Source organism: Pedobacter cryoconitis, assembly GCF_014207135.1.
Lineage (GTDB): Bacteria > Bacteroidota > Bacteroidia > Sphingobacteriales > Sphingobacteriaceae > Pedobacter > Pedobacter cryoconitis_D.
Window position 1 is genome coordinate 356936 of record NZ_JACHCC010000001.1, and the last position, 13359, is coordinate 370294.

The following is a 13359-nucleotide window of genomic DNA, read 5'->3' on the forward strand; positions in this document are numbered from 1 at the left end:
AGGTGTCCGGTAATGAACAGTTATTTTGTTGGTTTTAGATTTAAATAACTGATATTTAGGTGTTTAATTATATTTTTTTGCTTTGGCATATCCTTGGCTTATGGCCTGATAGATTACACGTAAATTATCATGGACAAAATTATTGCTAAAAAAAGGTTCAGTACAAAAAAGATTTTAATGCTTACCGGTGGCTTGATGCTGGTTGTACTGGTTGCCTATGGATATAAATTATCACTAAGTAAAGTATATAAAGCTGACGCAGATAAATTAACGATCAGTAAGGTTCAGTATGGAGACTTTGAAGATGTCGTTTTATTGAACGCTAGTGTGGTACCATTGACCTCAGTGATTGTAAGTTCATCAGAAGGAGGAACGGTTGCTGAGATCTTTACAGAAAATGGTGCTTCGGTAACTAAGGGTACACCACTGCTGAGAATTGCCAATCCGAATGCTTTATCAAATTATACATCGAGCGAAACGAGTATTATAGAACAGATTAATCAATTGCGTAAAGTTCGTCTGGACCTGGAACAAAATCAAAGGGTGATGGCGCAGGACATGATGGTGATTGAGAATACGCTTCGTACGGCAGGCCGTAAATATAAAATTGACAGCGCTTTGTATGTGAAGAAAGTGATTACCAGAGAAGAATTTAATGCCTCAAGTCAGGATTATGAATATAATAAGGGCAGAAAAGATATACTTAAACAGGCGGTGAAACAGGAAAATCAAAGCAGGAAAATGCAATTGCAGCAGATTGATGTTTCAGTAACCAGGATGAATGAGAGTCTGGAAACTATCCGGAAAAATATTGAAAATATGACGATTAAGGCACCAGTTTCGGGTAGGTTATCTTCTTATGATCCCGTGATTGGTAAATCTTATACAGCCAATGAGATGTTGGGCAAGATCGATGTGCTGCAAGGTTATAAATTGCAGGCCGGAGTAGATGAATATTATATCAACCGGGTTAAGGAAGGTCAGTCAGCAACTTGCGAGTTTAATGGGAAAACCTATCGTTTAAGTGTCAGAAAGGTAATTCCTGAGGTCACCGCTGGTCAGTTCCAGGTAGAACTTGTTTTTGAAGGAAAATCGCCTGATGAGTTGAGAAGAGGCTTATCTTTACAAGTAAAGCTGACTCTTTCGGATAATAGCAAATCGTTGCTACTGGCACAGGGACAGTTTTTCCAAAGTACAGGAGGCTCATGGGTATTCGTACTGAAAGATGGAAAAGCACACAAAAGAAATGTGAAAATAGGTCGTAAAAACTATTTGTATTACGAAGTTATGGAAGGGTTGCAGAAAAATGAAGAAGTGATTACTTCGTCTTATGACCAGTTCAACCAGTACGATATTGTAGAGGTAAGTAAATAAGAAAAAAACAGATAAGCATATAAATCATCAGATCATGATAAAAATTGAGAACCTGGAAAAAGTATATAAAACTGAAGAGGTAGAAACTACTGCTTTAAACGGGATTAACCTGCATGTCAGAGCCGGAGAGTTTGTCTCCATTATGGGGCCTTCGGGTTGTGGTAAATCGACATTATTGAATGTAATGGGGTTGTTGGATAAACCGGAAAGTGGCAGTTACAAATTTCTGGAAACTGAGCTGCTGACGATGAACGATAAGGAACGTTCAAACTTCCGCAAAAGAAATATGGGTTTTGTATTCCAGAACTTCAACCTGATAGATGAGCTGACTGTATTTGAAAATATAGAATTGCCGCTGATTTATAATAAGGTGGCTGCCCCGGAGCGTAAACGCCTGGTCAATGAGATGATTGAAAGAATGAATATTGTTAACAGGAGCGGGCATTTTCCACAGCAGTTATCTGGTGGACAGCAGCAGCGTGTAGCTGTTGCCCGGGCACTGGTTACCAAACCGAAGCTGGTGCTGGCCGATGAGCCTACAGGTAACCTGGACAGCTCTCATGGTAATGAGGTTATGGAGCTGCTTTGTGAGTTGAATGAACAGGGAACTACGATCGTGATGGTTACCCACTCTTCGCATGATGCTAGTTTTTCAAACCGGATTATCAACCTGAAAGACGGGCATGTGATTTCTGAAAAAGTGAATAAAGCACGTACAGAAGAACTGATTTAAAGAGAAGGTTAATAGTGATTACCGCGTGCATCGATTTCACAGGTCTGGCCACCTGCGTTTGAAACAGGTCATTCTGAGAGTTGGTGTGCGCATGGTAATTCTCATCAAATATGAATAAACAATTTAGAAGAACTTGAAATGTTTAAACTCAATCTCAAAATCGCGTTAAGAAACCTTTGGAAGAACAAGGGATACACTTTTATTAATATTGCAGGTTTATCCATTGGAATGGCTTGCTGTATCCTCATTTTTATCTTTATCAATTACCAGTTGAGCTATGATCAGCAGTTTGCGAATAAAGACAGGATATACAGAGTAGTTTCTTACTGGAAATATGTGGATGGTGAGGAATTCCAGAGCGGGGTTCCCAGACCACTGGCACCAGCTATGCGTAATGATTTCGGGATGCTGGAAGAGGTAGCAGCTATACAGCGCAGCGGAGGGATTTTTAAAGTAAAAGACGCAGCCGGTCTGGTCAGACTGAAAACTGCAGAAGAAGCTTATTACATAGAACCTCAGTTTTTTAAAATATTTGATTACCCCTGGTTACAGGGAGATCCGCAGAAGGCATTGGCCGAACCCAATACTGTTGCGCTTTCGAGAGAAATGGCCACCAAATTTTTTGGTAACTGGCAGACAGCTGTAGGAAAGACACTGGAATTTAAAAACAAAGATGTACTTAAGGTTACTGGCGTATTTGAGGATGTTCCTGAAAATAGTAGTAACCCGATAAAAATTGCGATTGCTTATGCGGGTTATGAACATAGCAAAATGAAAAGCTGGCGGTCAGTTTCTTCTGGTTCACAGTGTTATATCTTATTGACAAAGGGTTCGGATATTGCAGATCTGGAAGGACCTAAAAAGGCCTTTATGAATAAGTATTATACAGATAAGGGAATCGGTAAGGAAGATCACTTTTTCCAACCCCTGGCAGAGGTTCATCAGGATGCACGTTATAGTAATTTCGCGCATAAAACTACTGGAAAAGGTGAACTGGCTGGTTTATTGGTGATCGGTGTATTCTTACTGATTACTGCCTGTATCAATTTTATTAACCTGGCCACTGCCCAGGCAGTAAGCCGTTCCAAAGAAATTGGCGTTCGTAAGGTGATGGGCAGCAGGCGTAAACAGCTGATGGCCCAGTTTCTGACCGAAACGCTTACCATTACTTTTTTTGCTTTGCTGGTGGCCTGTATATTAACGGAGGCTGCATTGCCAGGTATGGCTAATTTGTTTAAAGAAAAGATCTCTTTTGGTTTGTTCAGTCAACCGGTGATTCCTGTTTTTATGATCGGCATGGTGCTGTTTGTTGGCTTTGTGGCTGGTTTTTATCCGGCAATGATTATGTCAGGATTTGATCCGATACTGGCTATTAAAAATAAAGTGAGTATTGGGAACGGTGGCGGTGGTGTTTTGCGGAAGGTACTGGTTGTCGTACAATTTGCAATTACGGTAATTCTGATCACCGGGACGCTTGTCATCCTGAAGCAAATGAAATATATGAGGGAAAAACCATTAGGTTTTAATCCTTCTGCTATAGCCATGGTAGACGTTCCAAGTGATAGTTTGAGTATCCTGAAATACAATCTTTTAAAATCCAGGGTTTTAAAAGAATCAGGTGTGCGGTCTGTTAGTCTGTGCAGTACGGGACCTTCTTCGGGAGATTCCAATTTTGGAAACTTTACTTATAATCATAGTGCTAAAGACGCGGATTTTGAGGCGAGCATCAAGACTTCGGATGAAAATTATCTGCAGACCTTTGGACTGAAACTGATCGCAGGAAAGACATTTACTAAAAATGACAACTTAAAGGAAATCATTGTGAATGAAACTTTACTGAAAAAACTCAGTGTAAGCTCACCAGAAGTGGCGATTGGTAAAATAATCCAAATGGGGGGTGATCCGGTGGGAGCGTCAATTGTGGGGGTCGTAAAAGACTTTAACAACACGAATCTGAGAGAACCAATAGCACCTATTCTGATCGAAAAATCTACAGGTCCATCTACTACAACTCTTGCAGTGAAAATGGATACCAGAGATATTCCGGGGGTAATGAAAAACATAGAAGCGATCTGGAATTCTGTGTATCCCGAACATGTCTATGATTCTACTTTTATGCAGGATGACATCAATAAGTATTATGAAAGTGAACGTGTGATGGGGACTTTATTTAAAGTATTTGCCGGGGTGATTATTTTTATTGCTTTTATAGGGTTGTTTGGCCTGATTTCTTTTGTAGCTACACAAAGAACTAAAGAAATGGCTATTCGTAAGGTATTGGGGGCAACGACGCTCGAACTGGTTAATATGCTGAATTCGTCCTTTATGATCATGGTGTTGCTGGCCAATCTGGTGGCGTGGCCGGTGGCTTATATATTTATTGATCACTGGTTATCGAGGTATGCTTACCGGATAGAGTTAAGTGTATGGCCTTTTATTACAGCAATGTCTATTTCTATGGGAATTACCCTGATGACAGTAAGTTTCCGCTCTTTCAAGGCAGCGAAAACCAATGCAGTGGATGCCTTGAAATACGAATAAACAATTTAAGCCCAAAGATATGTTTAAGCTTAACTTCAAAATCGCCTTACGTAACCTGTGGAAGTATAAAACTTATACTTTCATCAATATTGCAGGATTAGCCATTGGAATGGCCAGCTGTATTCTGATATTTATTTTTATCAGGTACGAGCTAAGTTTTGACGATCAGTTCGTGAAGAAGGACCGTATCTACCGGGTGGTAAGTAACTGGACAGAGATTTCTGGTACTGATGCTTCACAAGGGGTGCCGGTTCCGCTGGCGAAAGCGATGCGCAATGATTTTCCACAGCTGGAAAAGGTAGCGGCTATACAAAGTGCACATGGCATTATCAGTACCACTAAACATGCTGGAAGGCCAATGATTAAAGAGGCAATCGGAGTGTTTTATGCAGAACCTGATTTCTTCGGCATTTTCAATTACACCTGGTTGGCTGGTAATCCGGATCAGGTTTTAAATGAACCGAATACAGTTGTACTTTGTGAAGAAAAAGCTACGCAGTATTTTGGTGACTGGCGTAAAGCGGTGGGGCAAACCCTGCGTTTTCAGCATGAAACTGAACTGAGGGTGACCGGAGTTTTCAAAGATCAGGGAGAAAATAACAGCCTTAATCTGCCAATGGTAATTAGTTATGCCAATTACCCAGGCAGGAAAGAGGATAGCTGGTCGCATGTAGCTTCAAGCTCTGAATGTTATGTGCTTTTAAAGGATGGTCTTCACATAGATGAGCTGCAAGGAGTACTAGCTGCATTTAATACTAAATACCATGCTAAAAATACGCTGACTATCAGGGAGTATAATACTTTTCAGCCATTAAAGGAGATACATTATGATTCGCGTTACGGGAATTTCGCGGGAAAGACAATGGAGAGGAAACAGATCTATGGGCTGTCTGTTATCGGAATTTTCCTGTTGCTTACCGCTTGTATTAATTTCATTAACCTGGCTACTGCACAGGCTGTAAACCGCTCTAAGGAGGTTGGGATAAGAAAGGTAATGGGCAGTGGACGTAAACAGCTGGTACTACAGTTTCTGGGAGAAACACTGACGATCAGTACGGCTGCCTTATTGATTGCCTGTGTATTGACCGAAATGGCGCTGCCTTATATGCAGAACCTGTTCAGTGAAAATATTTCATTTAGTATGCTGGAACATCCGGTCATATTTGTCTTTTTAGTAGGCCTGGTATTTTTAGTAAGTGCACTGGCAGGATTTTATCCGGCTTTGATTATGTCTGGTTTTAGTCCGGCTTTAGCGATTAAAAATAAAGTGAGTTCGGCAGCTGGTGGTGGAATGGGTTTAAGAAGAATACTGGTAGTTTTCCAGTTTACAATAACAGTTGTACTGATTATTTGTACCCTGATGATTTTAAAGCAGATGAATTATATCAGGCAAAAACCACTGGGTTTTAATCCTAATGCGGTTGCACTGGTGAATATCCCTGCTGATAGTTTAAACAGGCTTAAACAACATAATTTCAAGGACAGATTATTAACTATCCCAGGAGTAAAGGAGGTTAGTTTCTGTGATACTCCACCCTCATCAGGTATGGTAGCTGAAAACAGATTCTCAGTTAACGGAATTCCGGTAAAGGATTTTCAGGTAAGGGTGATGCATGGAGACCGTTCTTATTTTGAAACTTTTGGTTTGAAAATGATCGCGGGCCAGATTCTGCCGAAAAGTGATACGGCTAACGCCTGGGTAGTGAATCAGACTTTTTTAAAGAAAATGAATATAGCCAGTCCCGAACTGGCACTGGGTAAGTTATTGAAGGTGGGTGATCAGAATTTCAGAATTGTAGGGGTGATGAAAGATTTTAATGATAAATCACTACATGAGGAGATTTCTCCGCTCGCTATTTCATCGGGTCAGGTGGAATATTATAATGTGGCTGTTAAAATGGATCAGGCAAAGATGGTCGAATCTATGAAAGCAGTTGAACATCTATGGAACAGTACTTTTCCTGATGAGGTTTATGATGCCATGTTTGTGAATGATGACCTGAACCATTATTATCAGACCGAAATTGTCATGGAAACTTTGTTTAAGAACTTTTCCATGATCATTATCTTTATTTCCTTTATTGGTTTGTTTGGGCTGATTTCTTTTGTAGCCTCACAGCGTACCCGTGAGGTGGCTATCCGAAAAGTGCTTGGTGCAACAAACCTTGAACTGGTCAGATTGCTGAACGGCTCATTTTTACTGATGGTTTTTCTGGCTAATCTTTTGGCCTGGCCCATTGCTTACTTATTTATAAACAGATGGCTGGCGGGTTATGCCTACCGGATCAATGTAAGTATCTGGCCTTTTGCAATTGCAATGGTAGTTTCTATGGGAATAACATTGATTACGGTGAGTTTCCGCTCCTTCAAGGCCGCAAAGACAAATCCGATTGACGCACTGAAATATGAATAAATTATTTGACCTTTATAATCTAACATCAGATGATACAATTACAGAATATTGAAAAATACTACGCTAACAAAGGGGTAAAGAGTTATATCCTGAGACATGTCAGCACGACTATTCAGCAAGGGGAATTTGTCTCCATTATGGGCCCGTCGGGTGCCGGTAAATCTACTTTACTGAATATATTGGGAATGCTGGAAGAACCCACTTATGGTACCTATGAATTTATGGGTGAAAATGTGGTGTCCTTAAATGAGCGTAAAAGGATAGAACTTTACAGGAACCATATTGGTTTTGTCTTCCAGGCTTATCATCTGATTGATGAAATGACTGTGGCTGAAAATATAGAAGCTCCTTTGTTATATAAAAAGGTAGGTAGTGCAGAGCGCAAAAGTCGTGTGGCAGAAATGCTTGACCGGTTTAATATGGTCGCGAAAAGAGATCTGTTCCCTAACCAGCTTTCGGGCGGTCAGCAGCAATTGGTTGGTATTGCCAGGGCTTTAGCTGCACAACCTTTAATTATACTGGCAGATGAGCCTACAGGTAACCTTCAATCAGCACAGGCCTTACAGATTATGGAACTCTTCAGGAAATTGAATGAAGAAGAAAATATAACCATTATCCAGGTGACGCACTCGGAAATTAATGCAGGTTATGGAAACCGGATTCTGCATTTACTGGATGGGGTAATCAGTGAGGATCTTCAGGTGGTGGTTTAAAAAAGTATATTTGCTGTATGTTACGTGAGTTCACCGATCAGCTTAATACTAAGATTACAATTAATTATCCGCCAAAACGGATTATCTCTGTTGTACCCTCTCAAACAGAATTATTGTTTGAACTGGGTTTGAATGAAGAGGTGATTGGCCTGACTAAATTTTGTATCCATCCGGAGGCAGCTTTTAAAGCGAAGACCAAAATAGGAGGGACCAAAAAATTAAATATCGAACTGATCAGAAGTTTGAAGCCTGATCTGATCATTGGGAATAAGGAAGAAAATACCCGGGAAGATATTGAATTGCTGCAAAAGGAGTTTCCGGTCTGGATGAGTGATATTTATACGCTGGAAGACGCGATGCAAACGATTAGCCAGATTGGAGAATTGGTAGACCGGCAGCCAGAGGCGTCTTATCTGAACCATTTGATTAGGGCTGGTTTTACGGATTTGCAAACGCTGGCTTTGGAAAGGGGGATTAACAAGACTGTAGCTTACCTGATCTGGAAGGGGCCTTATATGCTTGCCGGAAGGGATACTTTTATCAATGATATACTGGTTAAAAACGGGCTGACTAATGTAACGCGCGAAAGCCGTTATCCTGAAACAGATCTGGAAGAACTGGCTGCGTTAAAACCCGGACTGGTCTTACTTTCTTCGGAGCCTTATCCTTTCAGGGAAAAACATATTGAAGAGCTTAAAATTGCGATACCGGCAGCTAAAGTGATGCTGGTTGATGGCGAAATGTTCTCGTGGTATGGCAGCAGGCTGGTAAAAGCAGTTCAGTATTTGTTTCAGCTACAAAATGAATTAAAATAAATTGGCTTATAATGAATGCTTTAGCCTAAATGAGGCAAAATAAATGCAAAAGGATTTTGAGAATTAATAACAATACCTATCTTTGCAGTCCTAAACAACTCCTAGATGCGGATGTGGCGTAATTGGTAGCCGCACCAGACTTAGGATCTGGCGCTTCACGGCGTGGGGGTTCGAGTCCCTTCATCCGCACAAAAAAGGTGATAACTGAAAAGTTGTCACCTTTTTTATTTTACCTGTTTTTTACTTGTATGTGGCCTGATATATTAGGCTATTTTTGTAGTTATATAAAACCATGCCTGATGGAGGAATTGTTTAGAGAATATAACGAGATTTTATTTTCAGCCAACAGCTGCGCTGTAGAAGGCAATACTTTTACAGTTGATGAAACACGTGAGTTAAGAGAACGGAGAATCAGTTTAAAATTGTAAAACCGGTCGCTCTATGAAGCTTATGAAATTCTTGACCATTTCAAAGCTTATGAATTTCTGTTTAACCAATCTGGAACAACCACTTACAGAAGAGCTGATCAAACAAACTCAAAAGATATTAACTGAAAACACAATCAAGTTTTCAAAGGGATACGAGCCAGGTGAATATACCGATACTCAAATGGCAGCCGGAGATACAGTTTTTGGTGATTATAAGGTTAACATCGCGCGTATAACTGTTTTTTTTGCAGAAACAGCTATAGGCAGAATGCAAAAGGAAATGGATCAGAAGAAAAATCTGACTCAGAACTTTAACATGAGTTTTAAACCCAGGAAAAAAGAGTAAAACGAATTATATTGTAATCCATTGCGAGGGAGGGCGAGTCCCTCCATCCGTACAAACATTAAAAAGCAGTCTTAACGACTGCTTTTTTGCTTTAAGAGGTTTTTGGAATCTTTTAACTTTCGCTCAACAAATCAATAACCGGTACGTTTGGTTTATTGTTAGCTCTCCGGTCTTGAAAATTTATGTGTTTATATATAATGTAAAATTCGTTGGGTGAATGTTTAGCTGTTTTAAATGAAAATTATTAGCTTAGTTGTTTATTTATAAGATTTAATTAGATATTTTAATTATTAATCCTGTAATATTATTTTAATGTGTTATTAAGATAATTTCAACCAAATAGCTCTTGACAAAATGATTAGAAAAATTAAGCTCTCTCCCTCTCTCTGTAACTCTTCGTGTTTGTCAATGACCTTGATTTAGTTGATCCGAACTCTGCCACCCTCATATCTCTGATTTAAATATAAAAACCAAATTATCAACAGTCATATTTAGGGGAAATCCTATTTGTGACCTGATCCTGTCATTATGAAAAAAAACTTACTGCTTCTACTGCTTTTTTATAGCATCTCATTTAAATTGTTTGCCCAGGTATTGCCGCAAACCCCAAATGCTGCCGAACTCGGAAGGTATGGACAAGTCCCTACAGATCTTTTTAACGGGTTGCCTCAAATCTCTGTTCCCATTCATACTGTTAAAATTAAGGACATTGAGGTGCCTATCCAATTAAGTTATTACGCCAGTGGAATTAAAGTGGAACAGCATCCTACCTGGGTTGGTTTAGGATGGAATCTTTCGGCAGGTGGGTCAATTACCAGGATAGTTAATGGAGCCCCGGATGAGACTACCAGAGATGATATTGCGAGAGATAATGGTACGACTTTTAGTACTTACGGATTTGGATATTTTTATAAATCAAAGGATCTGGATATTGCTGACTGGGCAGGTGCCGGAGGATTTAATACTTTGCAGATGGGGATTAACGGGGAAGGTCAGCCAGATGAATTCATGATCAATGCACCGGGAATCAATGCCAGTTTTTACCTGTACCGGGATGCGTTAGATTCTGTACGTGTAAAAGTTAAGTCTAAAGATGGGAGAAGAATCAGGGTGAAAGTAGATCTGGAAAAAGATTTAGCATTGAATTTTTATAATGGAAATTCTTTTCTTGCAGAAACACTTTTTGCTCCTTTCTATAGGTTTACGGTTAAAACAGAGGATGGAAAAACGTACGTATTTGGTGGAGACGTAGCTGCTACTGAGTACAGTAGTTCTCCTGCAAAATATTTTAAAGCACTTCCAACAACCTGGTACCTGACTAGTATAACTGGTATATCCGGGGGCAAGGTGAATTTTACCTATCAAAGGGACGGTAATCCGATCGTGGTCAGTAACGTGATTTCAAAGACAATTCGTTATATAAAGGATGACCCCAATTCCGGAAGGGAATGTCAGCAGGGGTGTGTTGCTAATTCTCAATTCTCCTACGGATTTCAACATCCAATATATTTATCTGGAATTTCTGGTTCAGACGGTACTCAGATAGGTTTCATTGATAGCCGGTCAACAGAATTACCTTATGAATATAATGAAACTTTTCTTAAGCAAAGGCTTACTAGCGAAGGTGTAGATTATCATGCACATCAAACTCTCATTCAATCAAATTATTGGATGAAGTTAGATGAAATTGTTATTAACGGTAAAAAAAGAGTGAAATTTAATTATACTGCTGATTTAAAGGCAAGATTAAAACTCAATAATATAGCTTTTAATGATGCAGATAAAAACCAGGCTGGAACCTATACATTTGCATATAATCCTATGTCTTTGCCTGGTTATAACTCGAAAATGTCTGATAACTGGGGGTATTATAACGGGAAAATGTTTGAAGGAACCTCCTTTGATCAACTATACCAATACAGGTCGGCTGATCCTGAAAAGATGAAGGCCGAAATTCTTACTTCTATTACTTATCCAACTGGGGGTGCTACATCTTTTTATTATGAGGCGCATGATTATAGTAAGATTGCTTCTCAGCTTCCCGATTTTAAATTGAACCCGGTTAGTGGAACTGCCGGAGGGTTACGGGTCAGTAAAATTGTATCCAAACCTGATCCGAATTCATCAGAGGGAGCCTTAACAAAAGAGTATTCCTATGTAAATGCTGATAATAGTTCAAGTGGAATTCTTTCTGGTATACCGTTGTACCATTCTATAGGTAGAATGCACGTTGAATATGATTATAGTGGTTGGTCTGGTCTGGTGTACTTTAGGACAAAGACCAATTATGACCAGACTTTTGATATGTTTTCCGAAAATTATGTGAATATGTTGGGTAACACAAATGGTAACCATGTGACGTATTCCAGGATTGTAGAGAAAACAAGTGGAAATGGAAAAGTCGTCTATAAATATACCAATCATGACACATTTCCGGATTTACCTCCACTTGCCATGGCGACAAATTTCGATGACAGAACATTTATGGATAAATTCATCTCAAGAGAATTAGAACGTGGACTATTAATTTCACAGGAGACATATAATGAATTGGGAATGCCAGTAGAAACAGTTACCAATGAATATAACTCCTCACCGGAAAGGTATAATGATCTTGTCAAGTCTATTTCATTAGCTGGGGTTGACGGGCTTTTAAATCAGCCATTTGTCAGACTGGTGACTACTGGTATCTACACTTTTTATCCGTATTTGCAGAAAAAAACAGTTACCAGTTATTTCCCTTCTGCGGTTTCAAAGACAACGCAATATTCTTACGATGCTGATGACAAGACTTTAAGTAGTGTTGTTTCAACTGATAGCAAGGGTGATATTTCTACTGCTACCTATACTTATCCTGGTAATCTGAAAGAAACATCACCGGTATATAAAACTATGTATAATGATCTGCATATGATTTCGCCGGTAATTGAGGAACGTCAGGCTCTTACGAAATCAGGGCAGAGTACTTCTATTCCATTGTCTCTTAGACGCACAAATTATTCGGAAGTTGGCCCTGGTGTTTTTATGCCCGGATCTGTTGAGCAGAGTATCGGCAATTATGCAACAGAGACCCTTGTGAATTATACTTATGATAATAATGGGAATATCTCTACTAAGTTTGCCCAGAAGGGGCCTTCTACCAGTTATATCTGGGGATATAAGGATCAATATCCTATTGCAATTATTGAGAATGCAAATAATGGAAGCTCTGTCAGTTCAGTTGGACCAAGATATTTAGGTATGGTAATACCTAACAATTCTAGTTCTAATACCACGGCCTTTACTACTGGTGCTGCTGCAGATATAAGTCTGCAAATTAATGGTGACCCTGGATTTACCTATACATTACAATACACATTAACTTCTGGAACAAGTATCTATAAACAAGGAAGTCTCTGTGCTAACAGAACCTCCTCAGGAAGCTGTAATTATCCGTCTGTTGTCGTATTCCCAAATTTACCGGCAGGAAATTACATTATGGATATAAGTGGATCGTCGGCACCTCCTGCTGGTCTTTACAGAAGTGCAACAATAACTTATCAGGAAAAAAAAATAGTGACAAAAGGAGCTAAAGAATTTTTCTATGAGGGGTTTGAAGAGAATACAAACGGAAATGTCATTACAGGAAATGATGCTCAGCCTGCTTATACCGGAAACAAATTCTGGAATGGAAATTATCAACCGGTATTTGATGCGCCAAGTGGACGTAGCTATATTATTCAATGGTGGAGTTATACAAATTCTAAATGGAGTTTTAATCAGAAGGCATATTCGGCAAACCTTACTTTGACCGGACCAGTAGATGATGTACGTATATTTCCTGTAGACGCTAAAATGAGAACTTATACTTATTCTCCACAAGTTGGGATGACAAGTCAGACCGATGAGAAAGGACAGACTTTCTATTATCTATATGATGGGTTTCAGCGGTTGATAACTGTGAAAGATCAGAATGGAAACATTATTAAAAGTTACAGTTATAACATTAAAAGCTAA

8 protein-coding genes and 1 tRNA gene are annotated in these 13359 nt (G+C 39.4%); all 9 read left to right on the forward strand.

Translation table 11 applies throughout. The features are described 5' to 3' along the window. Positions 1–129 precede the first annotated feature (129 nt). The 9 genes from HDF25_RS01345 (at position 130) to HDF25_RS01385 (ending at position 13359) form a co-directional block, all read left to right on the forward strand. Complete coding sequence (locus HDF25_RS01345; protein WP_184621999.1) at positions 130–1374, forward strand: efflux RND transporter periplasmic adaptor subunit; 1245 nt, start codon at positions 130–132, stop codon at positions 1372–1374. Positions 1375–1408: 34 nt separating this feature from the next. Continuing rightward, positions 1409–2107 (forward strand): ABC transporter ATP-binding protein, encoded by a 699-nt coding sequence (locus tag HDF25_RS01350; RefSeq protein WP_184622001.1) that lies wholly within the window; start codon positions 1409–1411, stop codon positions 2105–2107. A gap of 138 nt (positions 2108–2245) precedes the next feature. Next, complete coding sequence (locus tag HDF25_RS01355) at positions 2246–4648, forward strand: ABC transporter permease (RefSeq protein ID WP_184622003.1); 2403 nt, start codon at positions 2246–2248, stop codon at positions 4646–4648. A gap of 19 nt (positions 4649–4667) precedes the next feature. Then, a complete protein-coding gene (locus tag HDF25_RS01360; protein WP_184622005.1) occupies positions 4668–7061 on the forward strand; it encodes an ABC transporter permease in 2394 nt (797 codons plus the stop codon). A gap of 29 nt (positions 7062–7090) precedes the next feature. Further along, complete coding sequence (locus tag HDF25_RS01365; protein ID WP_184622007.1) at positions 7091–7774, forward strand: ABC transporter ATP-binding protein; 684 nt, start codon at positions 7091–7093, stop codon at positions 7772–7774. A gap of 17 nt (positions 7775–7791) precedes the next feature. Further along, positions 7792–8589, forward strand: a complete 798-nt coding sequence (locus tag HDF25_RS01370; protein WP_184622009.1) for an ABC transporter substrate-binding protein — start codon at positions 7792–7794, stop codon at positions 8587–8589. Between the two features lie 107 nt (positions 8590–8696). Then, positions 8697–8778: transfer RNA gene (locus HDF25_RS01375), tRNA-Leu, on the forward strand. Between the two features lie 288 nt (positions 8779–9066). Then, complete coding sequence (locus HDF25_RS01380; protein ID WP_184622011.1) at positions 9067–9363, forward strand: hypothetical protein; 297 nt, start codon at positions 9067–9069, stop codon at positions 9361–9363. 528 nt (positions 9364–9891) lie between these two features. Beyond that, positions 9892–13359 (forward strand): hypothetical protein, encoded by a 3468-nt coding sequence (locus HDF25_RS01385; RefSeq protein ID WP_184622013.1) that lies wholly within the window; start codon positions 9892–9894, stop codon positions 13357–13359.

Excerpts from the sequence above, each read along its gene's own strand:
- HDF25_RS01385 (WP_184622013.1), top strand. The coding sequence starts at position 9,892 with ATGAAAAAAAACTTACTGCTTCTACTGCTTTTTTATAGCATCTCATTT.
- HDF25_RS01345 (WP_184621999.1), top strand. The coding sequence starts at position 130 with ATGGACAAAATTATTGCTAAAAAAAGGTTCAGTACAAAAAAGATTTTA.
- HDF25_RS01350 (WP_184622001.1), top strand. The coding sequence starts at position 1,409 with ATGATAAAAATTGAGAACCTGGAAAAAGTATATAAAACTGAAGAGGTA.
- HDF25_RS01370 (WP_184622009.1), top strand. The coding sequence starts at position 7,792 with ATGTTACGTGAGTTCACCGATCAGCTTAATACTAAGATTACAATTAAT.
- HDF25_RS01365 (WP_184622007.1), top strand. The coding sequence starts at position 7,091 with ATGATACAATTACAGAATATTGAAAAATACTACGCTAACAAAGGGGTA.
- HDF25_RS01360 (WP_184622005.1), top strand. The coding sequence starts at position 4,668 with ATGTTTAAGCTTAACTTCAAAATCGCCTTACGTAACCTGTGGAAGTAT.
- HDF25_RS01355 (WP_184622003.1), top strand. The coding sequence starts at position 2,246 with ATGTTTAAACTCAATCTCAAAATCGCGTTAAGAAACCTTTGGAAGAAC.
- HDF25_RS01380 (WP_184622011.1), top strand. The coding sequence starts at position 9,067 with ATGAATTTCTGTTTAACCAATCTGGAACAACCACTTACAGAAGAGCTG.